We start from the raw sequence: 23,172 nt of genomic DNA on the forward strand, positions 1-23,172 counted from the left end.
CGTTGCCCGCTCGTTGCGTGGCCCGCCACGCGGCCTCGCGGGCGCCTTGCCTGGCACCCCAACTCGCCCCGGCGCGGGCCCTTCCCTCTGCCGCCCAGACTCCTACGAAGCCGGCCTGGCGCCGAACAGCGCCCGGCGCCGGGCCAGGCTGTCAGCCGGCCACATGAGCTTGCTGTCGTAGTACTCGGGCACCGCCGGGGTGCCTGGGGGCAGCACCACCCAAGGCTGCTTGCTCATCGTGTAGATGTGGATGTCCGGCGGCAGGCGATCGGGCTGCTCCAGGGTGCCTACACGCACGAAGCGCACCTTGTCGCCGCCACCGCCGTAGTTGCTCCACAGCGCAATGCGGCAGCACGGGCAGCGCGCGATGCGCTGGCCCTTGCCGCTTTCCGAGGGCGTGTCCACCGCTTCCGGCTCGCCCGCCAACAGCAGCACGCGGTCGCTCTCGATCAGGGCGTTCAACGCGAACGCCGTGCCGGTCTCGCGCTGGCACCAGCGGCAATGGCAGCAGTGCACGAACAACGGGGCGCTGGTCATGCGGTAGCGCACCGTGCCGCAGGTGCAGCGGCCCTCGTGCACCGGCTCCGAGATCGTTGGTTCGACCATCGCCATCTCCCGCAGTCAAGACGCCGCAGCTTACTGCGCCCACCCCTTTGGGGGTGCCCCCGCCTCCCCCATCAGTGGGCCCCTCGCACACCCCTCATGGGGTTTCGAGGCGGAGCGTGGCTGCCTAGCATTCCCTCCATACCAATAAACGACTTTCGAGAGGACCGACGAGTGGACATCCTTCTGATCTCCGATCAGCCCCTGACCGTGCTCGCCCTGCGGGCCGTGCTCAGCCGGCACCAGCCCGTGGCCAACGTGGTGGACGCCACGCACATGGCCGAAGCCATGACCCTGCTCAACGGCAAGCACAGCTTCGGCCTGCTGGTGCTGGACCTGGACACCCACGGCGTGCGGGCGGTGAGCACCACCGCGCTGCTGCGCGAGATGTGGCCGCACATCCCGATGGCCCTGCTGGCTTCCAGCGAATGCGACTCCACCATCGTCCGCTCGGTGGACCTCGGCGTGAGCGGCTACGTGCTCAAGACCGCCGACACCGACACCCTGCGCCAGGCCTTCAAGCAGATGCTGGCCGGGAACGTGTACATGCCCGAGTTCTCGCTCGAGGCCTGAACAAGGAGACCGAGATGCACTTCGACGAACGCAACGAAGGGGACTACCGCATCTACGCCGGCGCGCTGGAAGCCAAGGGCGGCTATGTGGCGGCGGTGGTGGTGAGCCGGCTGCGCGGCGTGCAGAACGCCCCCCGCGAGGCCTTCCGCGATACCGCGATGTCCGGTGGCCACCGCTGGAATTCGCCCTTCGAGGCCCTGTCCTATGCGGTGAAGCAGGCGCAGGAAATCATCCGCAAGGAGCCGCAGAAGCTCGGCTGCTGAGGCCGCCGCTGCACAATGACGGCATGGTCGCCCATGCCGTCACCTTGCGCCTGGCCCGTGCCGACGACGTGCAGGCTCTGGCCGCGATGTCGCGCGACCTGATCGAGGCCGGCCTGGGCTGGCGCTATTCGCCCCAGCGCATGCACCGCCTCATGGCCGACCGCGACACCGTGGTGCTGGTGGCCTGCGACACGGCCGCGGTGCAGGGTTTTGCCGTCATGCAGTTCGGTGACCAGCGGGCGCACCTGGTGCTGCTGTGCGTGCAGCCGGGCCTGCGCCGGGCTGGCGTTGGCCGGCGCCTGCTGCACTGGCTGCTGCAGTCGGCCGACGTGGCGGGCATCGAATCCGTGCACCTGGAGCTGCGTGCCGACAACGATGCGGCACTGGCGTTCTACCGCCGCATGGCGTTCACCGAGACCGGCCAGGTGCCCGGCTACTACGGCGGCCAGATCGCCGCGCGCCGCATGGTGCGCCGGCTGCGCCAGGCGGCTTCCTCGCCCTGAGCGAAGTGTCCGCTAGCGAGACACTTCAGGGACAACCCTGAGCGTGAGACGGACAAATTCCAGAAAGCGAGACAGCTGGTAGAAACCCGGCAAACTGCCGCTTTTCCTTTGTGCCACAAGCACTTGGGCACCGCACCAAGATGTGGCACGCCCCTTGCGCTAGCGTTTGTCTCGTCGCAGCCCGATGGCCGGCGAGACACCCACAAAGGAGACAAGGTGCACAAGCTCTGGATCGCCGTCGTGCCCTGGCTGCTGGCCAGCGCATGCGCCCGCGCCGATGTGCTCGTGGGCCAGGTGGCGCCGCTGTCAGGGGTGCTGGCCAGCACCGGCAAGCAGATGGTGCTGGGCGGCAAGGTGCTGTTCGACGCGGTCAATGCCCAGGGCGGCGTGCACGGCCAGAAGATCCGCACCGTGGTGGCTGACGATGGCTACAAGGTCGACGAGACATTGCGCCTCACGCGGGAGATGGTGGCCGACCCGCAGGTGCTGGCGCTGTTCGGATTTGCCGGCACCGCCAACGTCGGCAAGCTGCTGCAGGAGAAGGTGCTGGAGCAGGCCGGTATTGCGCTGGTGGCCCCCTACACCGGCGGCGAACCGCTGCGCACGCCCTTCAACCCCTGGATCTTCCATGTGCGCGCCGGTTATGCCGACGAGGCCGAACACATGGTCAAGCAGCTCACGGCGCAAGGCATACGCCGCGTGGCAGTGCTCTACCAGAACGACGCCTTCGGCCAGGCCGGCCTGGCCGGCGTGCAGGCGGCCCTGGCCCGGCGCCAGCTCAAGGTGGCGGCTGCCGCCTCGTACGAGCGCAACACCGACGAGGTGGCAGCCGCGGTGGACAGCATCCAGAAGGCCGACGCCCAGGCGGTGATCATGGTCGCCGTGAACAAACCTGCGGCGGCCTTTGTCAAGCGCTACCGCAACGGGGGCGGCGGCCAGATCTTCAGCATCTCGGTGGTGGACCCGGCGGAACTCGTGCGCCTGGGCGGCATCGACGCCGTGCGCGGGCTGGGCATCAGCCAGGTGGTGCCCTACCCCTACCAGCCGCTGCTGCCGGCGGTGCGCGAGTTCCACCAGCTGATGAAGCAGTTCGCACCCGGCGCGGCGATCAACTACACCAACTTCGAGGAATTCCTCGGCGCCAAGGTGCTGGTGGAGGCCCTGCGCCGCGCCGGCCCCAAGCCCACACGCGCAGCCGTGATCAAGGCACTGGAATCGTTGCGCGCCTACGACCTGGGCGGCCTGACCGTGAGCTTCTCGCCCGACAACCGCATCGGCTCTCGCTTCGTCGAGGTGACCGTCATCAACTCATCCGGAAAGTTGCTGAAGTGACCGCACCCCTGCTGGCCGCACGCGGCCTCACCAAGGAATTCAAGGGCTTCACCGCGGTGAACGCGGTGGACCTGGACGTGCTGCCCGGCACCATCCATGCCCTCATCGGGCCGAATGGCGCGGGCAAGACCACCTGCTTCAACCTGCTCACCAAGTTCCTCACGCCCACCTCGGGCACCATCCAGTTCAAGGGTGAGGACATCACGCGCGAAGCGCCGGCGCAGATTGCGCGCCGCGGCATCATCCGCTCGTTCCAGATCTCGGCCGTGTTCCCCCACCTCACGGTGCTGGAGAACGTGCGCATCGGCCTGCAGCGCCAGCTGGGCACCTCCTTCCACTTCTGGCGCAGCGAACGCACGCTGCACACGCTGAACGAGCGCGCCCACGCGCTGCTGCAGGAGGTGGACCTGGCCAGCTATGCGGACACGCTGACCGTGAACCTGGCCTATGGCCGCAAGCGCGCGCTGGAGATTGCCACCACGCTGGCCATGCAGCCCGAGCTCATGCTGCTGGACGAGCCCACGCAAGGCATGGGCATGGAGGACGTGGACCGCATCCGCCAGCTGATCAAGAAGGTGTCCGCACGCTGCACCGTGCTGATGGTGGAGCACAACATGAGCGTGGTCTCCAGCATCGCCGACACCATCACCGTGCTGGCGCGCGGCGCCAAGCTCGCCGAAGGCCCGTATGCCGAGGTGTCAAAAAATCCCGCGGTGATCGAGGCCTATATGGGCAGCGCCAGCACCGAACTCGTGGGAGCGCATTGAGATGGCGGCATTCCTCGAAGTGCGTGACCTGCACGCCTGGTACGGTGAGTCACATGTGCTGCATGGCGTGAACTTCAGCGTCAACGAAGGCGAAGTGGTCACCCTGCTCGGCCGCAATGGCGCCGGCCGCACCAGCACCCTGCGCGCGATCATGGGCCTGACCGGCTCGCGCAAGGGCTCCATCCGCGTGATGGGCACCGAAACCATCGGCCTGCCCACCCACCGCATCGCACGCCTGGGCCTGGGTTATTGCCCCGAGGAGCGTGGCATCTTCTCCAGCCTGTCGGCCCACGAGAACCTGCTGCTGCCGCCCACGCTGAAACCCGGCGGCATGCCGCTGGAACAGATCCACGCGATGTTCCCCAACCTGCGCGAGCGCGCCAGCAGCCAGGGCACGCGCCTGTCCGGCGGCGAGCAGCAGATGCTGGCGGTGGCGCGCATCCTGCGCACCGGCGCCAAGCTGCTGCTGCTGGACGAGATCTCCGAGGGCCTGGCGCCGGTGATCGTGCAGAAGCTCGCCGAGATGGTGAAGACCTTGCGCCAGCAGGGCTACACCGTGGTGATGGTGGAGCAGAACTTCCGCTTCGCCGCCCCGCTGGCCGACCGCTTCCTCGTGATGGAGCACGGCGTCATCACCCAGGAGTTCACCCAGGCGCAACTGCCCGAGCGCCTGGAACAGCTGCAGAAAACACTCGGGGTCTGAACCCCTCTTTCTTACGTTCCCATAGGAGACATGATGAAACTCAAGACCATTGCCGCCGCCTCCGCCCTTGGCCTGGCGGCCCTGTCCAGCGCCCAGGCCCAGGTGTCGGGCGACGTGATCCGCATCGGCTTCATCACCGACATGTCGGGCCTGTATTCCGACATCGACGGCCCGGCCGGCGCCGAAGCGATCCGCATGGCGATTGCCGACATGGGCGGTGCCGTCAACGGCAAGAAGGTGGAGCTGATCGTGGCCGACCACCAGAACAAGGCCGACGTGGCCGGCGCCAAGGCGCGCGAGTGGTTCGACACCCAGGGTGTGGACCTGCTGATCGGCGGCACCAACTCCGGCACCAGCCTGGCAATGGCCAAGGTAGCGGCCGAGAAGAAGAAGCCCTTCATCGCCGTGGGCGCAGGCACCTCCGCGCTCACCAACGAACAGTGTTCGCCCTACACCATCCACTGGGCGTACGACACCATGGCGCTGGCCAAGGGCACGGGCGGTGCGGTGGTGCGCGCCGGCGGCAAGAGCTGGTTCTTCCTGACCGCCGACTATGCTTTTGGCCAGGCGCTGCAGAACGACACCTCCAACGTGGTCAAGGCCGCGGGCGGCAGCGTTGTCGGTGCCGTGCGCCACCCCCTGGCCGCGAGCGACTTCTCCTCCTTCCTGCTGCAGGCGCAAAGCAGCAAGGCGCAGATCCTCGGCCTGGCCAACGCCGGCGGCGACACCATCAACGCCATCAAGGCGGCCAATGAATTCGGCGTCACCAAGGGCATGAAGCTGGCGGGGCTGCTGGTCTTCATCAACGACATCCACTCCCTCGGCCTGAAGACCACGCAGGGCATGTACCTCACCGACAGCTGGTACTGGAACAAGGACGCGGAAACCCGTGCCTGGAGCCGCAAGTTCTTCGAGAAGATCAAGCGCATGCCGTCGTCGCTGCAGGCGGCCGACTACTCGGTGGCGCTGAACTACCTCAACGCCGTGAAGGCCACCGGCTCGGACGACGGCGACAAGGTGCTGGATCACCTGCGCAAGAGCAAGGTCAACGACGTGTTTGCCAAGAACGGCACCATCCGCCCCGACGGCCGCATGGTGCACGACATGTACCTCATGCAGGTGAAGACGCCGGCCGAGTCCACCGAGCCGTGGGACTACTACAAGGTGGCCGAGACCATCAAGGGCGATGCGGCCTTCACCACGAAGGCGGAGTCCAAATGCGCCGCCTGGAAGCAGTGAGCCCCCCAGCCGCGGGGTACCGCGTCTGACCCCCCGCGGGGGGTCGGGCGCGGCTTGGGGCGGCCCGGCGTTCGGGCCCGCCCCGTCTACAACCACCATCGGTTCCACATGACTGAGATCTTCGGCATCCCCATCCAGGCCTTCCTGGGCCAGCTCCTGCTGGGGCTGGTCAACGGCTCGTTCTACGCGATGCTGAGCCTCGGCCTGGCGGTGATCTTCGGCCTGCTGGGCATCGTGAACTTCGCGCACGGCGCGCTCTACATGATCGGCGCCTACGTGGCCTGGGTCAGCCTGGAGAAGTTCGGCCTCAACTACTGGGCCGCGCTGGTGCTCGCACCGCTGGTGGTGGGCGCCCTGGGCGTGGTGATCGAGCGCACCCTGCTCAAGCACTTGTACAAGCTCGATCCGCTGTACGGCCTGCTGCTCACCTTCGGCCTGGCGCTCATCGCCGAGGGCCTGTTCCGCGAGCAGTTCGGCGTGTCGGGCCAGCAGTACCCGGTGCCCGAGCTGCTGCAAGGTGCCACCAACCTGGGCTTCATGGTGCTGCCCAACTACCGCGCCTGGGTGGTGGCCGCCTCGCTGGTGATCTGCCTGGGCACCTGGTTCCTGATCGAGAAGACGCCGCTGGGCGCCACCTTGCGCGCGGGCACCGAGAACCCGGCGCTGGTGCAGGCCTTCGGCATCAACGTGCCAGTGATGGTGATGTTCACCTATGCCGGCGGCGCCGCGCTGGCCGCGCTGGCCGGCGTGCTGGCCGCGCCGGTGATCCAGATCACGCCGCTCATGGGCAGCAACCTCATCATCGTGGTGTTCGCGGTGGTGGTCATCGGCGGCATGGGCTCCATCCTCGGCGCCATCCTCACCGGCCTGGGGCTGGGTGTGATCGAAGGGTTGACCAAGGTGTTCTATCCCGAGGCATCCAACATCGTGGTATTCGTCATCATGGCCATCGTGCTGATGATCCGTCCCGCCGGCCTGTTCGGCCAGGAGCGCTGAATGAACCGCCATCAAGCCACCTGGCTGGCCGTGCTGGCCTTCCTGATCGCCGCTCCCTTCATCGGCATCTATCCCGTGTTCATGATGAAGGGGCTGGCGTTTGCGATCTTTGCCTGCGCCTTCAACCTGCTGCTGGGCTACACCGGCCTGCTGTCCTTCGGGCATGCGGCCTTCATGGGCTCGGCGGCGTATGCCACCGGCTGGCTGGTGCGCAGCGCGGGTTTCTCGCCCGAGCTGGGCATCCTGGCCGGTGTGGGGCTGGCCGCGCTGCTGGGCCTGGTGGTGGGGCTGATCGCCATCCGGCGCCAGGGCATCTACTTCGCGATGATCACACTGGCCATGGCGCAGATGGTGTACTTCGTCTGCCTGCAGGTGCCCTTCACCGGCGGCGAGGACGGCCTGCAGGGCGTGCCGCGCGGTCAGCTGTTCGGCCTGCTGCCGCTGGGCAACGACCTGGCGATGTACTTCTTCGTGCTGGTGGTCTTTGTCGCGGTGTTCCTCTTCATCATGCGCATCGTGCACTCGCCCTACGGCCAGGTGCTCAAGGCCATCCGCGAGAACGAGCCGCGTGCCATCTCGCTGGGCTACGACGTGGACCGCTACAAGCTGCTCGCCTTTGTGCTGTCCACCGCCATCGCCGGCCTGGCCGGTGCGCTGAAGACGCTGATCCTCGGTTTTGCCACCTTGTCGGACGTGCACTGGTCGCTGTCGGGCGAAGTGGTGCTGATGACACTGCTCGGCGGCATGGGCACCTTCGCCGGCCCGGTGGTGGGCGCCTTCACCATCGTCGGCCTGCAGGACTTCCTGGCTGATCGGGTGGGCTCCTGGGTCACGGTCATCATCGGTGTCACTTTCGTGGTGTGCGTGATCGCCTTCCGCCGCGGCATCGTCGGCGAGCTGCTGCACCGGCTGCCGAACAAGAAGCCGGCCTGATGCTGGCCGGGCGCGCCGTGGCCGACGACACCTTCGACCTGTGGGCCGCGGCCGACGGCAGGCGCCTGGATGACTTCGCGTCGCTGCGCGCCTCGGCCATGCAGACGCTGTTCCGCGCGTTCGAGCGCGCCAGCGAAGGCACGCTGATCGTGGACCGCGAATGCCGCATCGTGTGGATCAGCGAACGCCATGCACTGCGCTTCGGCTTCGACGACCCGCGTGCGGTGCTGGGCCGGCGCGTGGAGGACGTGATCCCCAACAGCCGCATGCGCGAGGTGGTCACCACCGGCCAGCCGATCCTGCTGGACATCCTGGAAGCGCCCAAGAAGCCGCTGGTGGTGATCCGCCTGCCGCTGAAGGAGGACGGCGAGGTGATCGGCGCGGTGGGCTTCGCCCTCTTCGACGAATGGGCCTCGCTGTCGCCGCTGGTCTCGCGCTTCCTGAACATGCAGGACGAACTGGCCGCCGCGCGCAAGGCCCGTGCGCCGGCACGCCAGGCCAAGTACAACTTCTCCAGCTTCGTCGGTGTGTCGCCGGTGACGCTGGAGCTCAAGCGCACCGCCCGCCGCGCCGCGGCCACGCAGTCGCCGGTGCTGCTGCTGGGCGAAACAGGCACCGGCAAGGAGCTGCTGGCGCATGCCATCCACGGCGCCTCGCCGCGCGCGCACAAGCCCTTCGTGTCGATCAGCATGGCGGCCATCCCGGACGCGCTGCTCGAAGCCGAACTCTTCGGCGTGGCACCGGGCGCCTACACCGGCGCGGACCGGCGCGAGCGCCAGGGCAAGCTGCACATCGCGCAGGGCGGCACCTTGTTCCTCGACGAGATCGGCGACATGCCGCTGGCCGTGCAAGCCAAACTGCTGCGCGTGCTGCAGGAAAAGGAGTTCGAGGCGATCGGGTCGAACGACGTGGTGCGCGCCGACGTGCGCATCATCGCGGCCACCTCGCGCCGCCTGCAGGAGCTGGTGAAGACGGGCGAGTTCCGGGCCGACCTGTACTACCGGCTGGACGTGCTGTCCATCCGGGTGCCGCCGCTGCGCGACCGCATCGAGGACCTGGAGCTGATCTGCGAAGCGGTGCTGGAGGGTTTTGCCGACCTGCGGCCCGGCCAGGCCTGGGAGCTGCAGCCCGACGCATTGGCGCTGCTGGCGCGCCAGCGCTGGCCCGGCAACATCCGCGAGCTGCGCAACGTGCTGGAGCGCAGCATCGTGCTGTCCGATTCACCGCTGCTGGGCGCGGCCGAAGTGCAGGCAGCGCTGAACGCCTCCGGCGCCGGCAGTGCACCCGCGCCAGCCGAGCCGGCGCCCGCGTTTCCGCCCGCCCCTACGGCGCCTGCGGAGCCGCATGCCCAGGCCATGAGCCAGTACGAGCGCCAGCTGATCGAACGCGCCCTGGCCGAAAGCCGCAGCGTGGCGGCGGCGGCCAAGCGCCTGGGCATCGGCCGCGCCACCCTGTACCGAAAGATGGCCCAGCTGGGCCTGGGCCACCGCGCCCGTGCAAGCGCCCATCCATCCGATCCCCCGACCTCGTAGGAGACCTTGTCCATGTTGAACGGAAAGACCGCCCTGGTGACCGGCTCCACCAGCGGCATCGGCCTCGCCATCGCGCAGGCCCTGGCCCAGCAGGGCGCCCATGTGGTGCTCAACGGCTTTGGCGACGCTGCGCAGGCCGTGCAGGCGGTGCAGGCCGCGCGCAGCGGTGACACCCTGGTGGAGCACCATCCGGCGGACATGAGCGACCCGGCGGCGATCCAGGCGCTGATGGCCTTTACCGAACGCCACGTGGGCGGCGTGGATGTGCTGGTCAACAACGCCGGCATCCAGCATGTGGCGCCGGTGGAGGACTTCGACGTGGTGCAGTGGGACCGCATCATCGCGATCAACCTCACTTCCGCCTTCCACACCACGCGCCTGGCCCTGCCCGGCATGCGCAAGCGCAACTGGGGCCGCATCCTCAACGTGGCCTCGGTGCACGGGCTGGTGGCCAGCTCCGGCAAATCGGCCTACGTGGCGGCCAAGCACGGGCTGGTGGGCTTCACCAAGACGGTGGCATTGGAAACCGCCACCACCGGCATCACCTGCAACGCAATCTGCCCCGGCTGGGTGCTCACGCCGCTGGTGCAGAAACAGGTGGACGCCCGCGCGGCCGAACGCGGGCTGCCGCAACGCGAGGCCGAGCGCCAGCTGCTGGCCGAGAAGCAGCCCTCGCAGGCCTTCGTCACGCCCGAGCAGCTGGCCGCCATGGCCACCTTCCTCTGCAGCGAGGCGGCCGCACAGGTGCGCGGCGTGGCCTGGACCATGGACGGCGGCTGGACGGCGCAGTGAACGCATGAACGGGCCGGCGCGGCGGCGCGCCACAATCCGGCCCATGGAGTACCCCCAATACAACCCGCAGATCGCCGACCAGCCGCTCACCGACGAGGAACTGCAGGCGCTCGATGAGCTGCTGCAGGCCGTGCCCGGCGACAACGCGATGAATGTCGAAGGCCTGGACGGCTACCTCACCGCCCTGCTGGTGGGCCCGCCGCTGCTCACCACCCTGCGCACCGCCGACTGGCTGCCCGCCGTGTGGGGCGGCGACGGCGAAGGCAACGCGCCCTTTGCCAGCGGCAAGCAGCGCAAGCGCGCCACCGTGCTGGTGCTGCGCCACCTGCAGAGCATCCACTGCCAGCTGCGCGACCACCCCGACCACTGGCAGCCGGTGTTCAGCGTGGCCGAAACCAAGGAGCGCGAGGTGGTGGACGCGGAGGACTGGTGCGTGGGTTTCCTGCAGGCGGTGGCGCTCGCGCCTGACCGATGGGAGCCGCTGTTCGACGATCCGCAACTGGGCGCCGCGCTGGTGCCGGTGGCGTTGCTGGGCGGCGATGAATCCGAGCTGTCGCCCGCGGACCGCGAGCGCCTGGCCGACCCCGAGCAGCGCGACGAACTGAGCCGCGCGGCCATGGACGCAGTGCTGCTGCTGAACGAGCGACGCCACACGCCTTGAGGGCCGCGCACGCGGCTTGCCGCGCTGCCCTGATTCCCCATCAGGAGCACCCCATGGCAGACGACCCCAAAGCACCCGAGCGCTCCGGCGACGCGCGCATCAACCTGCGCGATGGTGCGGACGTGGAGCACTGGACCCGCAAGCTCGGCGTCTCGGCCGAGGTGCTGGCCAAGGTGGTGGAAGTGGCCGGCGACCGCGCCAGCGACGTGGAGCAATACCTCGCTCAGGAAGGCCGGCCGGCCACGTCCGAATAGGCCTGCGCCGCCCGGCGCGCGTCCACCTCCAGCGGCGCATGCCAGTAGCCGTGGCGGGCGACCTCGGCCAGGTACACCGTCAGGAAGTTGCGCAGCGAACCGGCTGCCTCCACCTGCTGCACATGGCGCAGTTCATGGGCCAGCAGGCGAGGCGTGACCTCGTCGCCCACGCAGCAGATCGAGTGGCCCAGTGCCATCGCGGTGACATGGCGGCTGAACCAGCGCATCGGCAACGGCCAGCGCGACAGCTGCAGCAGCCGCACCCGCTCGGGCTGCGCCACGCCCATCGCCCGGGCGATGGCTTGTTCGTCTTCGGTGAGGGCCCGCCCGGTGCGCAGGATGCGGGCCTCGCGCTGCCGGGCCCAGAGTGCAGCGAAGGGCACCGCCAGCGGCAGGCCCAGGCCCAGCCAGCGCAGGCCCCGCATCACTGGCTCAGGCCTCGGCAGTTCGAGGTTCGCTACGGGACTGCGCCGGCTGGCCCAGCACCTGCTGGCGCATTCGTTCGACGGCGGGCGGCACCACGCGGCGGTGCCCCAAGGCCCAGGGCAGGCCGGGCAGCGCGGCCAGCAGCACCTCGACCGCCAGCCCCTGCGCCGCCGCTTGTTTCACTACCTGCCGCGTGTGCTGCCAGGCCGCCCGCCAGGGCAGCCGCATCCAGGCGATCCAGAGTTCATTGCGCGCCACCAGCACCCGCCGGCCGCCGGCGTCGCGCTGCTGCGAGGGATGGTGGTGCGTCACCACCTCGGGCACATAGCACATGCGCCAGCCGCGTGCCGCCAGGTCCAGCCCGAACAGGCGCTCCTCGCCGCCGATGAACAGCCGCGGCTCGTAACCACCCACGGCCCGGTAGGCCTGCGTGCGCATCACCACCGCGCCGGCCATGAAGCCGATCAGCCCCGGGCCGGGCAGGCCGGTGGCGTCCAAGGGGCTGTGGACCATGGCACTGCAGGTCGGGTCCTCGCGCTGTTGTGGCCCGACGAGCACCCGCGCGGCCAGCGCACCGACGGTCGGGTGGGCGTCCAGCACATCGGCGGCGCGCCGGAGCGCGCCCGGTGCCCACCAGGTGTCGTCGTCGCAGAAGGCCACGTAAGGCGTGTGCACCTGGTCCACACCCAGGTTGCGGCCGGCGGCACCCAGGTTGCGCTCCGAGCGCACCAGCCAGGCCTTTGCATACGCCTCGCGCACCCGCTCGGCGGTGCCATCGGTGGAGCCGTTGTCCACCACCACCACCGGCGGCTGCTCGGGCAATTGCGTCAGCCGCCACAGCGTGTGCAGCAGCTCGGCAGCCCGGTTGTGGGTGAGCACCACCACCGTGGTGCGGGGGTCGGCGGCCATGCGCCTCACCCCTGCCCGGCCGGCTCGTAGAGCCAGCAGCGCTCCGGCGCGGCCAGGTCGTCGTAGCCGCCTTCGCCAAAACCGCGCAGCTGGCTGGCATAGGCCTGCACCGCGCGGGCCTTCAGCAGCGCGGAGCCTTCGTCAGCCAGGCGCAGCGGGGTGGCGCACACCCCCGCCTGCGCCAGCGCCATCAGGCGCAGCTGCACCAGGCCACGAAGGCCGCGGTACAGGGCGTCCTCGTACACCAGCCAGCGCATATCCGGCAGCGTGGGCACGATGTGCACCACCGCCTCATGCACCAGGGCATGGTCGGAGTGGAACAGCCCGAGCGGAAACACCACGCTGTCGGGCGCCAGCTCGAGCAGGACTTGCTGCAAGGCTGCACCCACCTCCTGTGGCCGCGGCGAGCTACCGTACTGGCTGTCGGCAAAGTCCAGCCACACCGGGCGCGCCTCCAGCAGCGACAGGCCGATGCGGTCCTCCTCGCGCCGCAGGGCCACCGCCTGCGCCGCGCTGGTGAAGCCGCAGCGTTCGTCCCACTCGGTGAGCGGTGTGTCGGCTGGCGGCTCACCGGCGAACACCGTCACCACCGTGCTGTCCGGGTGCGCGGCCAGCAGCTGGCCGCAGGAGAACACCGCGTCGTCCAGGTGGGGCGAAATCAGGGCCACACGGCCCAGGGTGCGCAGGGTCGGCATGGCTGCTTGCGCAGCACACGCCGTGCCCAGCCCAGCGTCAGCGCGAGGCTTCCGGCAGTTCGATCTTGACCTCGAGCACCTCGAGGTTGTCCTGGCGCTCCAGGTGCACCTTGATGTCGTTCGGGTTGATGGACACGTACTTGGAGATCACCGCCACCAGCTCGCGCTGCAGCGCCGGCAGGTAGTCGGCACCGGAACGGCCGGAACGCTCATGCGCCAGGATGATCTGCAGCCGCTCCTTGGCGACGGTGGCCGTCTTCTTCTTTTCTCCGAGCAGGAAGGAGAGAAAGGACATCACTCACCTCCCCGCGAACAGGCGCTTGAAGAAGCCGGGCTTCACCGCCTCCACGAAGCGCATCGGCTTGTCTTCGCCGAGGAAGCGCGCCACCAGGTCCGTGTAGGCCTCGGACACGTCGCTTTCCTTCAGGTGGATGGCCGGCACGCCCTGGTTGGAAGCCTGCAGCACCGTCTCCGATTCAGGCACCACGCCCAGCAGCGGAATGCGCAGGATCTCCTGGATGTCCTGCAGCGACAGCATCTGCCCTTCCTGCACCCGGTTGGGGTTGTAGCGGGTGATGACCAGGTGCTCCTTGATCGGGCCGGTGCCGTCGATCGCATGCTTGGTCTTGCTGCTCAGCATGCCGAGGATGCGGTCGGAGTCGCGCACCGAGGAGACCTCGGGGTTGGTGACCACCAGCGCCTCGTCGGCAAAGTGCATCGCCAGCAGCGCGCCCGTCTCGATGCCGGCGGGCGAGTCGCACACGATGTACTCGAAGCCCATCTCGGCCAGGTCCTTCAGCACGCGCTCCACGCCCTCCTTCGTGAGGGCGTCCTTGTCGCGCGTTTGCGAGGCGGGCAGCACGAACAGGTTGTCGCACTGCTTGTCCTTGATCAGCGCCTGGTTGAGGTTGGCCTCGTTGTTGATCACGTTGATCAGGTCGTACACCACGCGGCGTTCGCAGCCCATGATGAGGTCGAGGTTGCGCAGGCCGACGTCGAAGTCGATCACCGCCGTCTTGTGGCCGCGCAGGGCGAGGCCGGACGAGAAGCTGGCGCTGGTGGTGGTCTTGCCCACCCCTCCCTTGCCGGAGGTCACGACAACGATTTTTGCCATCGGATAGGGTCCTTGTTTCCTTGAATTAGCTTTCGAGCAGTTCCATCACCAGCTTGTCGCCCACCAGCCGTATCTGCGCGGCCTTGCCGGCCACCTCGGCGGGAATCGCGGTTTCGGTGGTGCGGTACACGCCTGCGATGGCGATCAGCTCCGGCTCCAGGCAGGTGGTGAAGATGCGCGCCTCGGTGTTGCCGCGGGCGCCGGCGATCGCCTTGCCGCGCAGCGGCGCGTACACATGCACATTGCCGTCGGCGATGACCTCGGCGCCGAAGTTCACGGCCGCCAGCACGATCAGGTCGCCGCCCTTGGCATACACCTGCTGGCCCGAGCGCAGCGGCTTGTCGATCACCAGCGTGGGCGGTGCCACGCCCGGCACCTCGCGCACCACTTCCTTGATCACTTCGCGCACCACCGTCTCCACCCGCGGCTGCGGCGCGGGCGCCGCAGCGGGCGCTTCCGACAGGCCCGCAGCGAGCGCCGCCTCCAATTGCTCCGCGCTGGCGCCGGCCACCGCGATCGGCTGCATCTTGTGCTGGCGCAGCAGCTGCACCAGGGCCGCGAAGTCGATCACCGCCGGCTCGCTGCGCAAGGCCGCGATGTCCAGCACCACCGGGTCGTGGTTGAAGAAGTTGGGCGTGTCACGCAGCCGCTGGTCCAGCGCCTCGCGCAGTACATCGAGGTCAGCGCTGCGCAGCGCCACCGACACCAGCGGCAGGCTGGTGTTCTTCAGGTCGAATACGGCAGGAGCGCTTCCTGTCGGGGGAACAGCCATCGGACTTGGGAGCTACCGCACAAAGGCGCGGAGTTTACCGGGCGGGCGGCGGCGGGGGGTCGTCCGGGTCTGTGGTACGCAAGCCGACGGGCGGCGCATCGGCGCCGGGCTTGCCCAGGCGCTCGAACTCGGAGATGACCTGCGCACCCAGCAGCAGCAAGGTCGCGCCGATCTCCAGGCTGAGCAGCACCACGATGGCGGTGGTCAGCGATCCATAGACCACGCTCACCTGCGACAGCGTGCCCAAGTACCACACCAGCAGATGGCGGGTCAGCTCCCACAGCAGCGCCGCGGTCACCCCACCCACCAGTGCATGGCGCAGGCACAGCCGGCCCACCGGCATCACCATGTAGATGGAGGTCAGCACCGCGATCTCGCCCGCCAGCCCGAGCAGGTACAGCAGCACGCCCGACACGCCGCGCAGCGACCGGTCGATGCCCAGGAAGTCGATGCGCTCCTGCCCCATCGCCTGCAGGCTGCCTGCGACGAAGGTCACCAGCAGCAGGCCGATGCCCAGCGACAGGATGCACAGGTACGGCATCACCGCCGACACCATGAAGTGCCGCCGCCGGATGGCCACCCGGTGATGGAAGATCACCGACATCGCGTTCTCCAGCACCGTGAACGCCAGCGAGCTGAAGAACAGCATGGTGACCAGCAGCAGCCAGCCGATGACGTCGCGGTGCGCCAGGAAGGTGGCGAGCTCCGCCACCAGCGCCTTGGACTGCCCCGGCACCAGCCACTCCAGGTAGCGCTGCAGCGCGGCCAGCAGATCGCCCTGATCGATCACGTGCGACAGCACGATGCCCACCAGGATGAGCAGCGGCACCAGCGACAGCAGCGCGTAGTAGGCCACCGCGCCGGCGAGCAGGAAGCCCTGGTTGGCGCGAAACGCCTTCAGCGTGCGCCAGACGAAGGCGCCCGGGTGCTGGAGGATCTGCGATGGACGCGAACCGGGGGTGAGCATGCTGCGGCAAGGAGGCGGGCAGCAGGCATGGTACGTCGGGCGCCGCTCGCGTCATGCGGCGGCGCAGCAGCGCGAGCCGATTCAGCGGATGTGCGCCGCCAGCAGCGCGTCGCGACGGGCCGCGATCTGCACCGCCCAGCCGTCGATCATGCGGGCGAACGCCTCGCCCTCGAACGCCTGCAGCGCCGTGGCCCCGGCCGCGCTCAAGGCGGTGAGCATGTAGCTCACGCTGACCTCGGTGCGCTCGGCGTCCAGCGCGCGGCAGCGCACTTCCACCAGCCCGGTGCGCGAGCCCGGCGTCACCCGCGCGTAGCGCGACCGGTGGGCCCTGCGGTCGAAGTCCACCAGCATCCAGATCGTGTGCTCCTCGCCCTGGCCGGTGGTGAACACCATGCCCGCTTCGGTGCGACCGTCCGACGGCCACAGGTACTGCGGCTGCCAGCCGTCCACCCACAGCTCCTCGCCGGCGGGTGTGAAGAACATGAAGCAGCGCTCGATCGGCGCCTCGATGGTGATGGTGTGGCTGGCGTCGGTGTGCAGCGGCATGGCGATGTTGTGATCAGAAGAGTTGGGACAGCTGCCACAGCGCAAAACCGGCGAGCAGCAAGGCCGAGCAGTGGTTGATGGCGCGCTGCCAGCGTTCGTCGAAGCGCTCGCGCACCAGGCCGACCAGCGTGGCCAGCACCAGCCACCACAGCGCCGAGCCCACCAGCACGCCGGCCACCATGGCCCAGGGCGACGCCACCGCGGCGCGGCCGGCCAGCGCACCGAAGATCGCCAGGAACGACAGGATGGTGGTGGGGTTGGACAAGGTCAGCACGAAGGTGCTGGCCAGGTAGCGCAGCAGCGCGTCCGGCGGCGTGTGGGCGGCACCGCGCGGCCGCAACGGCTGGCGCACGATGCGCCACGCCAGCCAGAGCAGGAAGGCCGCACCGAACAGGCTGAACCAGGTCTTCATGCCGACGAGCCAGGCGATCAGCGTGGTGACGCCGAAGGCGCCGATCGCGCCGTAGACCGCGTCGGCGAAGGCCGCGCCCAGGCCCGTGGCCAGGCCGGCCGCGCGGCCATGCTCCACCGTGCGCTGGATCGCCAGCACGCCGATCTGGCCTACCGGCGCGGCGATCGACAGGCCGATCAGCAGCGACTGCGCAAAGAGGGTGGCGGTCGAGTCCATCGCCATGATTCTGCTCAGCGGCCGCCGGCCGGCACAGCGTGAATTTCAGGCCGCTGCCGCCCATGCCACGCGAATTTCAGGTGAAATCCATCGATGACCGAAACGCTGCAACTGGACGACAAGGCCTGGAAGCTGCTGCTGGCCCTGCAGCAGGACGGCCGCAGCCCGCTCAAGGCCCTGGCCGCCGCGGCAGGGCTCTCCATCCCCGCCACGGTGGAGCGCCTGAAGCGCCTGCAGGAGGCCGGCGTGGTGCGTGCCATCGGCGCCGAGGTGGACCCGGCCCGTGCCGGTTACGGCGTGCGCGCCATCGTGGGCATCACCGTGCTGCAGCCGGGCAAGAAGGCCTTCATCGACAAGCTCAAGCGCGCGGCCGAGGTGCTGGAATGCCACCACGTGGCCGGCGCCGACTCCTATGTGATGACGGTGATCGCACGCGACCTGCCTGACCTGGAGCGTTTTCTCGCGTCGATCAACGGCTACGGCGAGACGCGCACTTCGATCGTGTTCTCCACGCCGATCGTGCGCCGCGGCGTGGTGCCGCCCGGCACCACGCGCTGAACACGCAGCGACTCAACCCAGGATGCGGGTGAGCAGCTTGAACAGGCGGATCGCCGTGCTCAAGGGCTGGAAGAAGTCGCTCACATGGTCGGCCTCGGCATGGCGCATCACCGGGCCGCGGTCCAGCGTGTTGTCCACGAAGGGCGCGAGGCTCTCCACACCCGCGTCCTCGATGCCGGTGCCGGAGAAGTCGATGATGGTCAGGCAGTGCGACTGGTTGAAGTTGCGGAAGAACGGCACGTGGTACGACACGTTGCCGTACTGCTGCAGCTCGGCCATCCAGCGGTTGATGTCCGGTGTCCAGCGGCCGTACAGCGCCTGCCGGTAGGCGCGGGCGTCCGGCGCGTTGGCGATGTCGTCATAGAACTTCGCGTAGCTGAAGGCCGAGAAGTTGCCGTCGGCCTGGAACACCATGTAGCCGAAGCGGTCCTGCGGATAGCGTTGGGCCAGCGCGCCGCTCACCGAGCCCAGGTTGTTCACATCGAAGCCCGGCATGCCGCCAAACTGCGTGACCAGGCCTTCGGGTTCATCCAGGCCCCAGGCGGAACGGATCTTCTCGTGCAGGGGCAAGGAAGGGTATTGCTCCGGCGTGCCGCTGCGCGGTGCCGGCATCAGCGGGCCGGAGTCGGCCAGCAGGGACACCTTGCCGGTGGGCTGCAGGGTGTCGCGCATCAGCGCATAGGTGACGGTCGAGCCCACGCCGCCGGCGGAAAAGCCGGTGAGCAGCAGCTTCTCCGGCTGGCCCAGGTTCTGGCGCAGCCACTGCGCCGCGCCGCGCACGTTGACTTGGCCGCGGTGGTATTCCACCCGGGGATGCGCCGGGTCGGCGTCGCTGTACACCGTGATCTTGTTGCCGCTGTGCACGTCGCCGGTGCAGTACGGCAGGTACACGATGTTCCAGGACTGGGTCTGTACCGCCTGGAAGGGGTCGGTGCGTGCACTGAAAGGCGTCACCAGCCCGTTGGCCGCCATGTTGGTGAGGTGCTGCATGTAGTCCGGCGGTATGCCGTCCGGGTTGGCCGCGCTCAGCGGCCCCTGGCCCATGCAGGCCTTCTGGTCCCAGCAGGCGCCGCCGCCTTCGTACACGATCACCGTGTTGTTCGAGGCTGCCGCCCGGTTGACGAAGAAACGGTAGGGCGTGCCGTTGCCGCAGGCGGCGCCGCTGTCCACCGGCAGCTCCACCATGTCCCATTGCTGCAGGCCCGCGCTGGCCAGCGGCGCGGCCAGGGCGAGGGTGAGGCTGCCGAGGGTGCGCAGCAAGCTGCGTTTGCAAAGCGTCATGTCGTCCTCCTGATGGATATCGGCCGTCATCGGCCGGTGGTGGGGTAGCTGCTGCGGCGCAGTGCCTCGATCTGCTGTTCCAGCTCGCGCGGGTTGCGCTGCGCCGGCGGGCGGGCCTGCCAGGCGGCGACCAGCTCGGACTGCCGGCGCAGGAACTCCGCATCGCGGGCGGCGGTAGCGGCCGCGGCGCCCGTGGCTGCGGCGGGCGGCTGCACGGTGGCCTGCCACGCCGCCAGCTCACGCTCACGCTGCACCGGGTCGCTCTGCAGCACCTCCAGCAGGGCCAGCTTGAGCAGGCGCGCCTCCCCACCGGACACCTCGCGCCGCTGCAGCCGCGCCGCCAAGCCTGCATCGAGCTCGCGCGCCAGCGGCACCAGCTGCGCGGAGCCTGGTTGCTCCGTGCGCAGGCGCCGGAAGCGCTGGGCAGCGTCGGCAAAGCGGAAGTAGTCGGCCAGGCGCTGCAGCTCGGCGGGGCCGTCGCTGCGCCCGGCGAGCTCTGCGCGCAGCCGCGCCCACTGGGCGGCGGTCACGCCGGGCGGGGCGCCGTTTGCAGCATCGCTGGCGACAGGGCCTGCGGGCAAGGTGGCCGCTTGGGCGGGCGTGACAGCCCGGGCGGGTTGGCGTTGCGCCGCGTCCACTGGAGAGGCGGCGGGCCACCGGGTGGCGGGCGCCGGCTGCGGCCACCAGGTGGCGGCCGCGAGCGCCACCAGCCCCACGGCACCCGCCAGAGCTCCCCACCGCCATTGGCGCCTCGCACTCATCGGCGGAGTATGGCGCTGCCCCGGCGGCGCGCCAAGGGCGGCCTCCGGCCGCTGGCTCGCCGGGCAGCGAGCCTGGCCCGCAAAGTCAGGCGCCCGGCGCGGGACTTCAGTCGTCGGTGCGGAACTGGGTGTCCACCGCGTCCTTGCCGGCCAGCAGCTGCACCAGGGCCTGCACGTGGGGCGAGACGTCGCCGTTGACCAGTTCGGCCTTGGTGTTCGGATGCGCGGCGATGAAGCCGCCACCGGCCGGCAGCAGGTGCACGCGCACATCGGTGGCCTGGAAGACCTGCTTGTCGTCCTCGCCCACGATGCGGGTGCGCATCTCGCGGCCATCCACCAGCGTCACCGCGCCGGCGCCGATCACCTCGATGCCGCGCCCGCGCGACACCACCAGCGCGGTGTTCTCGTCGATGCCCACGCCGATGAGCTTGGGGTTGTGGGCCACCACCGCCAGCAGCCGGCTCAGGCGGCCGCGCTCGGAGAAGTGCTGGTCGATCACCGCGTTCAGCACGAAGCCCAGGCCCACCACCAGGCTCACGTCGGTGGTGATCGGGCTTTCGCCGCTGGCCATGTGGCCCAGCATGTGCTCGGACATGGCCGACGCGCCCGCACTGGTGCCGCCGATGCAGATGCCGCGCTCGATGTACGACTCGCGCATCGCCTCGCACAGGCGGGTGCCGCTCACCAGCGCGAGCAGCTTCTTCTGGTCGCCACCGGTCATGAAGACGCCGCGCGCCTGACGCACTTTTTCATAGAGCTCGGCGTCGTTGGCCTGGTCGCGCTGGTCCACGTGCAGGGCTTCTACCCGCTTCACGCCGATCTCGTGAAAGCCGCGCCGGTAGATCTTCCACATTTCCTCCGGCTCCTCGGTGGCGGCCGTGAGCACCAGCACCGGGCCCTGCCCCTGCGGCAGCAGTTCCACGAAGCGCTGCAGCACGGGCATGTCGCCCTCGCGCTCTTCGGCGCCACCAACGATCACCAGGTGTCCGGGTTTTTTCAAGGCAGGGCTCCTCTGTTCGGGGGGTTCAGGTCTCCAGCAAGCGCCGCGCCCTCGAAGTGGGCACAGTAGCTGCCGAAGTGGCAGCAGCGCTGCAGGTGCAGCGCGGGAGACCGTCATGCGCCACGCCCTCGTACCGCTCGTGATCGCCCTGGCCTGCGGCTGCACGACAACCGTGCAGAACCCGGTGACCGGCCAGCCCGAACGCACGGTCATGGACGAACGCAGCGAGGTGCAGGAAGGCGCCAAGGAGCACCAGGCGGTGCTGGCCGAATACGGCACGGTGCAGGACCCGCGGGTGCAGGCCTATGTCACGGAGCTCGGCCGCCGCCTGGCGCGCCAGTCCGAACGCGCCCAGCTGGACTGGCACTTCACCGTGCTGGACAGCCCGGAGGTGAACGCCTTCGCCCTGCCCGGCGGTTATGTGTACGTGACGCGCGGCATCATGGCCTACATGGACAGCGAGGCGGACCTGGCCGGCGTGATGGGCCATGAGATCGGCCACGTGACCGCCCGCCATGGCGCCCAGCGCGCCACCAAGCAGCAGACCGCCGGCCTGGGCGTGCTGGCCGCCACGGTGCTGGGCGCCATCCTGGAAGGGCGCGGCGTGAGCGGTGCCGGCCAGGTGGCCTCGCAGATCTCGCAGACCGCCGCGGCCGGCTACATCGCCCACTACAGCCGCGACCAGGAGCTGCAGGCCGACCGGCTGGGGGCCGAATACCTGTCACGCGCGGGCTACAACCCGCGCAACATGGTGGACGTGATCCAGCTGCTGCGCTACCAGGACCAGTTTGCTGCCGAGGTGGCGCGCAGCGAGGGCCGCACGGCGCAGCAAGGGCCCAGTTGGCTGGCATCCCACCCGAGCAACGAGCAGCGCCTGCACGACATCACCTCCATTGCGGCCAACTACCGCGGCAGCTACGGCGACGACGGTCGCGCCCGCTACCAGCAGCTGATCAACGGCATGGCCTTCGGCGAAACACGCGAGCAGGGTGTCACGCGCGGCCGCAACTTCTATCACGAGCCGCTGGGCTTTGCGATCACCGCGCCGGCCGGCTGGAAGATCCAGAACGAGCCGAACGCGGTGGCGCTGGTCAACCCGGACAGCACCGCCGGCCTGGTGCTGCAGATGGTGCCGGAGAAGGCCGGCAGCAGCGCCGAGGACATCCTGCGCAACGTCATCAAACCGGAGCAGGGCCGCACCGAGCGCTATTCGATCAACGGCATGCCGGCCACCCACTTTGCCGGCACCCGGCGCAACGAACAAGGCCGCGCCGAGCCGGTGGAAGCCACCGTGGTGAGCGGCCCCTCAGGGCGCAACTACCTGCTGGCCTACAGCGGCGCGGACGCGGCCAGCCTGCAACGCGCCCACGGCCAGATGCGCGAAGCCGAAGCCTCCTTCCGCCCGCTGAGCGCGGCCGACCGCAACGCCGCGCGGCCGTGGACCGTGCGCACCGTGCCCTACCCGCGCGGCGGCTTCGCGGAGCTGGCGCGCCAGTCGCCGCTGCCCCATGCCGAGCGCCACCTGCGCCTGCTCAACGGCTTTTATGGCGGCGGCGAGCCAGCGCCGGGGCAACTGGTGAAAACCGTCCAGTGAGCACCGCACGGCCGCTCCGAAGGTGCTCGCTCCCCCTTGGGGGGACGGCGCACAGCGCCAAGGGGGCCCAATGAGCACCGCACGGCCGCTCCGAAGGTGCTCGCTCCCCCTTGGGGGGACGGCGCGCAGCGCCAAGGGGGCCCAATGAGCACCGCACGGCCGCTCCGAAGGTGCTCGCTCCTCCTTGGGGGGACGGCGCGCAGCGCCAAGGGGGTCTCATGAACGTGCAGCGCCTGAACCTCGGCTGCGGGCCGCACCCGCCGGCCGGCTGGATCAATGCGGACAGCAGGGCGGCCGAGGGCGTGCAGCTGGTGGGTGACATCCGCGACGGCCTGGCGCTGGCCGACGCGAGCATCGACTACGCGGTGGCCATCCACTTCCTGCAGGACCTGCATTGGCCCGACATCCCGAACGCACTGAGCGAGATCCGGCGGGTGCTCAAGCCCGGCGCGGTGTTGCGCCTGGCCCTGCCGGACCTGGACCGGGCCATCGACGCCTACCGCCGCGGCGACGCCGCCTACTTCTACGTGCCAGACGAACACGCCCGCAGCATCGGCGCCAAGCTGGTGACGCAGATCATCTGGTACGGCTCGGTGTTCACGCCGTTCACCTACGGCTTCGCGGAGGAACTGCTGGAAAACGCCGGTTATTCCAACATCCGCCGCTGCGCCTTTGGCGAGACCACGAGCGAGTGGCCCGACATCGTGGCGCTGGACAACCGGGAGCGCGAAAGCCTGTTCGTGGAAGCCCGGGCGTGATGGTGCGCGCCG

General features: G+C 69.3%; 29 protein-coding genes. 16 read left to right on the plus strand and 13 right to left on the minus strand.

Features of this window, described 5'->3' with window-relative positions; all coding sequences use genetic code 11:
* Window positions 1-102: 102 nt before the first annotated feature.
* Complete coding sequence (locus tag VPH43_RS03155) at window positions 103-606, minus strand: GFA family protein (RefSeq protein WP_328576208.1); 504 nt, start codon at window positions 604-606, stop codon at window positions 103-105.
* A gap of 171 nt (window positions 607-777) precedes the next feature.
* On the opposite strand from VPH43_RS03155, the gene VPH43_RS03160 reads away from it, so the two are divergent.
* The 13 genes from VPH43_RS03160 (at window position 778) to VPH43_RS03220 (ending at window position 11,151) form a co-directional block, all read left to right on the plus strand.
* Window positions 778-1,176: a response regulator gene (locus VPH43_RS03160; protein ID WP_328576209.1), complete on the plus strand. Its 399-nt coding sequence runs from the start codon at window positions 778-780 to the stop codon at window positions 1,174-1,176.
* A gap of 14 nt (window positions 1,177-1,190) precedes the next feature.
* Window positions 1,191-1,439, plus strand: a complete 249-nt coding sequence (locus tag VPH43_RS03165) for a hypothetical protein (RefSeq protein ID WP_328576210.1) — start codon at window positions 1,191-1,193, stop codon at window positions 1,437-1,439.
* A gap of 23 nt (window positions 1,440-1,462) precedes the next feature.
* On the plus strand, window positions 1,463-1,942 hold the full coding sequence (locus tag VPH43_RS03170; protein ID WP_328576211.1) for a GNAT family N-acetyltransferase: 480 nt from the start codon (window positions 1,463-1,465) through the stop codon (window positions 1,940-1,942).
* A 216-nt stretch (window positions 1,943-2,158) separates the two neighbouring features.
* Window positions 2,159-3,274 (plus strand): ABC transporter substrate-binding protein, encoded by a 1,116-nt coding sequence (locus VPH43_RS03175; protein ID WP_328576212.1) that lies wholly within the window; start codon window positions 2,159-2,161, stop codon window positions 3,272-3,274.
* Window positions 3,271-4,041, plus strand: coding sequence for an ABC transporter ATP-binding protein (locus VPH43_RS03180; RefSeq protein WP_328576213.1), 771 nt, complete (start codon window positions 3,271-3,273; stop codon window positions 4,039-4,041). The genes VPH43_RS03175 and VPH43_RS03180 overlap by 4 nt, the downstream gene beginning before the upstream one ends.
* Before the next feature lies 1 nt (window position 4,042).
* Window positions 4,043-4,744 carry an ABC transporter ATP-binding protein gene (locus tag VPH43_RS03185; RefSeq protein WP_328576214.1) on the plus strand — a complete coding sequence of 234 codons (702 nt, stop codon included), beginning with the start codon at window positions 4,043-4,045 and terminating at the stop codon, window positions 4,742-4,744.
* Between the two features lie 33 nt (window positions 4,745-4,777).
* Window positions 4,778-5,983: an ABC transporter substrate-binding protein gene (locus VPH43_RS03190; RefSeq protein ID WP_328576215.1), complete on the plus strand. Its 1,206-nt coding sequence runs from the start codon at window positions 4,778-4,780 to the stop codon at window positions 5,981-5,983.
* Between the two features lie 108 nt (window positions 5,984-6,091).
* Entirely contained in the window at window positions 6,092-6,979 is an 888-nt protein-coding gene (locus VPH43_RS03195; protein WP_328576216.1) for a branched-chain amino acid ABC transporter permease, read from the plus strand.
* Window positions 6,980-7,912, plus strand: a complete 933-nt coding sequence (locus VPH43_RS03200; protein WP_328576217.1) for a branched-chain amino acid ABC transporter permease — start codon at window positions 6,980-6,982, stop codon at window positions 7,910-7,912. It abuts the gene before it with no gap.
* Between the two features lie 98 nt (window positions 7,913-8,010).
* Window positions 8,011-9,444 (plus strand): sigma-54 interaction domain-containing protein, encoded by a 1,434-nt coding sequence (locus VPH43_RS03205; protein WP_328576826.1) that lies wholly within the window; start codon window positions 8,011-8,013, stop codon window positions 9,442-9,444.
* Between the two features lie 12 nt (window positions 9,445-9,456).
* A complete protein-coding gene (locus tag VPH43_RS03210) occupies window positions 9,457-10,236 on the plus strand; it encodes a 3-hydroxybutyrate dehydrogenase (protein WP_328576218.1) in 780 nt (259 codons plus the stop codon).
* Window positions 10,237-10,279: 43 nt separating this feature from the next.
* Window positions 10,280-10,897 carry a UPF0149 family protein gene (locus tag VPH43_RS03215; protein ID WP_328576219.1) on the plus strand — a complete coding sequence of 206 codons (618 nt, stop codon included), beginning with the start codon at window positions 10,280-10,282 and terminating at the stop codon, window positions 10,895-10,897.
* Window positions 10,898-10,950: 53 nt separating this feature from the next.
* Complete coding sequence (locus tag VPH43_RS03220) at window positions 10,951-11,151, plus strand: DUF3606 domain-containing protein (protein ID WP_328576220.1); 201 nt, start codon at window positions 10,951-10,953, stop codon at window positions 11,149-11,151.
* Here VPH43_RS03220 and VPH43_RS03225 read toward each other — a convergent pair.
* The 9 genes from VPH43_RS03225 to VPH43_RS03265 all read right to left on the minus strand — a co-directional run bounded on the left by VPH43_RS03225 (window position 11,121) and on the right by VPH43_RS03265 (window position 17,208).
* Entirely contained in the window at window positions 11,121-11,576 is a 456-nt protein-coding gene (locus tag VPH43_RS03225; protein ID WP_328576221.1) for a hypothetical protein, read from the minus strand. The two genes, VPH43_RS03220 and VPH43_RS03225, sit on opposite strands and share 31 nt — an antisense overlap.
* Before the next feature lie 7 nt (window positions 11,577-11,583).
* The gene (locus VPH43_RS03230; RefSeq protein ID WP_328576222.1) at window positions 11,584-12,486 is read right to left on the minus strand and encodes a glycosyltransferase family 2 protein; all 903 of its coding nucleotides are present in this window, start codon (window positions 12,484-12,486) and stop codon (window positions 11,584-11,586) included.
* A 5-nt stretch (window positions 12,487-12,491) separates the two neighbouring features.
* Window positions 12,492-13,181 (minus strand): PIG-L family deacetylase, encoded by a 690-nt coding sequence (locus tag VPH43_RS03235; protein ID WP_328576223.1) that lies wholly within the window; start codon window positions 13,179-13,181, stop codon window positions 12,492-12,494.
* A 37-nt stretch (window positions 13,182-13,218) separates the two neighbouring features.
* Window positions 13,219-13,476 (minus strand): cell division topological specificity factor MinE, encoded by a 258-nt coding sequence (gene minE, locus VPH43_RS03240; RefSeq protein WP_328576224.1) that lies wholly within the window; start codon window positions 13,474-13,476, stop codon window positions 13,219-13,221.
* A 3-nt stretch (window positions 13,477-13,479) separates the two neighbouring features.
* Complete coding sequence (gene minD / locus VPH43_RS03245) at window positions 13,480-14,295, minus strand: septum site-determining protein MinD (protein WP_328576225.1); 816 nt, start codon at window positions 14,293-14,295, stop codon at window positions 13,480-13,482.
* 25 nt (window positions 14,296-14,320) lie between these two features.
* The gene (gene minC, locus VPH43_RS03250) at window positions 14,321-15,067 is read right to left on the minus strand and encodes a septum site-determining protein MinC (protein ID WP_328576226.1); all 747 of its coding nucleotides are present in this window, start codon (window positions 15,065-15,067) and stop codon (window positions 14,321-14,323) included.
* A 34-nt stretch (window positions 15,068-15,101) separates the two neighbouring features.
* Window positions 15,102-16,034 carry a YihY/virulence factor BrkB family protein gene (locus VPH43_RS03255; RefSeq protein WP_328576227.1) on the minus strand — a complete coding sequence of 311 codons (933 nt, stop codon included), beginning with the start codon at window positions 16,032-16,034 and terminating at the stop codon, window positions 15,102-15,104.
* An 81-nt stretch (window positions 16,035-16,115) separates the two neighbouring features.
* Window positions 16,116-16,580 (minus strand): SRPBCC family protein, encoded by a 465-nt coding sequence (locus tag VPH43_RS03260; RefSeq protein ID WP_328576228.1) that lies wholly within the window; start codon window positions 16,578-16,580, stop codon window positions 16,116-16,118.
* Window positions 16,581-16,593: 13 nt separating this feature from the next.
* Window positions 16,594-17,208: a LysE/ArgO family amino acid transporter gene (locus VPH43_RS03265; protein ID WP_328576229.1), complete on the minus strand. Its 615-nt coding sequence runs from the start codon at window positions 17,206-17,208 to the stop codon at window positions 16,594-16,596.
* A gap of 93 nt (window positions 17,209-17,301) precedes the next feature.
* Between VPH43_RS03265 and VPH43_RS03270 the strand changes: the two genes are divergently transcribed.
* Entirely contained in the window at window positions 17,302-17,766 is a 465-nt protein-coding gene (locus tag VPH43_RS03270; protein ID WP_328576230.1) for an Lrp/AsnC family transcriptional regulator, read from the plus strand.
* A gap of 12 nt (window positions 17,767-17,778) precedes the next feature.
* On the opposite strand, the gene VPH43_RS03275 is transcribed toward VPH43_RS03270, so the two are convergent.
* The 3 genes from VPH43_RS03275 to VPH43_RS03285 all read right to left on the minus strand — a co-directional run bounded on the left by VPH43_RS03275 (window position 17,779) and on the right by VPH43_RS03285 (window position 20,808).
* The gene (locus VPH43_RS03275) at window positions 17,779-19,047 is read right to left on the minus strand and encodes a pectin acetylesterase-family hydrolase (protein ID WP_328576231.1); all 1,269 of its coding nucleotides are present in this window, start codon (window positions 19,045-19,047) and stop codon (window positions 17,779-17,781) included.
* Between the two features lie 26 nt (window positions 19,048-19,073).
* Window positions 19,074-19,808: a hypothetical protein gene (locus tag VPH43_RS03280; RefSeq protein WP_328576232.1), complete on the minus strand. Its 735-nt coding sequence runs from the start codon at window positions 19,806-19,808 to the stop codon at window positions 19,074-19,076.
* A 106-nt stretch (window positions 19,809-19,914) separates the two neighbouring features.
* The gene (locus tag VPH43_RS03285; protein WP_328576233.1) at window positions 19,915-20,808 is read right to left on the minus strand and encodes a cyanophycinase; all 894 of its coding nucleotides are present in this window, start codon (window positions 20,806-20,808) and stop codon (window positions 19,915-19,917) included.
* Window positions 20,809-20,923: 115 nt separating this feature from the next.
* Between VPH43_RS03285 and VPH43_RS03290 the strand changes: the two genes are divergently transcribed.
* Both VPH43_RS03290 and VPH43_RS03295 read left to right on the plus strand, forming a co-directional pair.
* On the plus strand, window positions 20,924-22,402 hold the full coding sequence (locus VPH43_RS03290; RefSeq protein ID WP_328576234.1) for a M48 family metalloprotease: 1,479 nt from the start codon (window positions 20,924-20,926) through the stop codon (window positions 22,400-22,402).
* A gap of 218 nt (window positions 22,403-22,620) precedes the next feature.
* Entirely contained in the window at window positions 22,621-23,160 is a 540-nt protein-coding gene (locus tag VPH43_RS03295; RefSeq protein ID WP_328576235.1) for a class I SAM-dependent methyltransferase, read from the plus strand.
* Window positions 23,161-23,172 lie beyond the last annotated feature (12 nt).

The organism is Ideonella sp. BN130291 (genome assembly GCF_036231905.1).
Classification (GTDB): Bacteria; Pseudomonadota; Gammaproteobacteria; order Burkholderiales; family Burkholderiaceae_C; genus CAMLIZ01.

Coding starts and splice junctions, on each gene's coding strand:
- VPH43_RS03155 (WP_328576208.1), bottom strand. CDS start 606: ATGGTCGAACCAACGATCTCGGAGCCGGTGCACGAGGGCCGCTGCACC.
- VPH43_RS03165 (WP_328576210.1), top strand. CDS start 1,191: ATGCACTTCGACGAACGCAACGAAGGGGACTACCGCATCTACGCCGGC.
- VPH43_RS03170 (WP_328576211.1), top strand. CDS start 1,463: ATGGTCGCCCATGCCGTCACCTTGCGCCTGGCCCGTGCCGACGACGTG.
- VPH43_RS03185 (WP_328576214.1), top strand. CDS start 4,043: ATGGCGGCATTCCTCGAAGTGCGTGACCTGCACGCCTGGTACGGTGAG.
- VPH43_RS03190 (WP_328576215.1), top strand. CDS start 4,778: ATGAAACTCAAGACCATTGCCGCCGCCTCCGCCCTTGGCCTGGCGGCC.
- VPH43_RS03195 (WP_328576216.1), top strand. CDS start 6,092: ATGACTGAGATCTTCGGCATCCCCATCCAGGCCTTCCTGGGCCAGCTC.
- VPH43_RS03200 (WP_328576217.1), top strand. CDS start 6,980: ATGAACCGCCATCAAGCCACCTGGCTGGCCGTGCTGGCCTTCCTGATC.
- VPH43_RS03205 (WP_328576826.1), top strand. CDS start 8,011: ATGCAGACGCTGTTCCGCGCGTTCGAGCGCGCCAGCGAAGGCACGCTG.
- VPH43_RS03210 (WP_328576218.1), top strand. CDS start 9,457: ATGTTGAACGGAAAGACCGCCCTGGTGACCGGCTCCACCAGCGGCATC.
- VPH43_RS03215 (WP_328576219.1), top strand. CDS start 10,280: ATGGAGTACCCCCAATACAACCCGCAGATCGCCGACCAGCCGCTCACC.
- VPH43_RS03220 (WP_328576220.1), top strand. CDS start 10,951: ATGGCAGACGACCCCAAAGCACCCGAGCGCTCCGGCGACGCGCGCATC.
- VPH43_RS03225 (WP_328576221.1), bottom strand. CDS start 11,576: ATGCGGGGCCTGCGCTGGCTGGGCCTGGGCCTGCCGCTGGCGGTGCCC.
- VPH43_RS03230 (WP_328576222.1), bottom strand. CDS start 12,486: ATGGCCGCCGACCCCCGCACCACGGTGGTGGTGCTCACCCACAACCGG.
- VPH43_RS03235 (WP_328576223.1), bottom strand. CDS start 13,181: ATGCCGACCCTGCGCACCCTGGGCCGTGTGGCCCTGATTTCGCCCCAC.
- minE (WP_328576224.1), bottom strand. CDS start 13,476: ATGTCCTTTCTCTCCTTCCTGCTCGGAGAAAAGAAGAAGACGGCCACC.
- minD (WP_328576225.1), bottom strand. CDS start 14,295: ATGGCAAAAATCGTTGTCGTGACCTCCGGCAAGGGAGGGGTGGGCAAG.
- minC (WP_328576226.1), bottom strand. CDS start 15,067: ATGGCTGTTCCCCCGACAGGAAGCGCTCCTGCCGTATTCGACCTGAAG.
- VPH43_RS03255 (WP_328576227.1), bottom strand. CDS start 16,034: ATGCTCACCCCCGGTTCGCGTCCATCGCAGATCCTCCAGCACCCGGGC.
- VPH43_RS03260 (WP_328576228.1), bottom strand. CDS start 16,580: ATGCCGCTGCACACCGACGCCAGCCACACCATCACCATCGAGGCGCCG.
- VPH43_RS03265 (WP_328576229.1), bottom strand. CDS start 17,208: ATGGACTCGACCGCCACCCTCTTTGCGCAGTCGCTGCTGATCGGCCTG.
- VPH43_RS03270 (WP_328576230.1), top strand. CDS start 17,302: ATGACCGAAACGCTGCAACTGGACGACAAGGCCTGGAAGCTGCTGCTG.
- VPH43_RS03275 (WP_328576231.1), bottom strand. CDS start 19,047: ATGACGCTTTGCAAACGCAGCTTGCTGCGCACCCTCGGCAGCCTCACC.
- VPH43_RS03280 (WP_328576232.1), bottom strand. CDS start 19,808: ATGAGTGCGAGGCGCCAATGGCGGTGGGGAGCTCTGGCGGGTGCCGTG.
- VPH43_RS03290 (WP_328576234.1), top strand. CDS start 20,924: ATGCGCCACGCCCTCGTACCGCTCGTGATCGCCCTGGCCTGCGGCTGC.
- VPH43_RS03295 (WP_328576235.1), top strand. CDS start 22,621: ATGAACGTGCAGCGCCTGAACCTCGGCTGCGGGCCGCACCCGCCGGCC.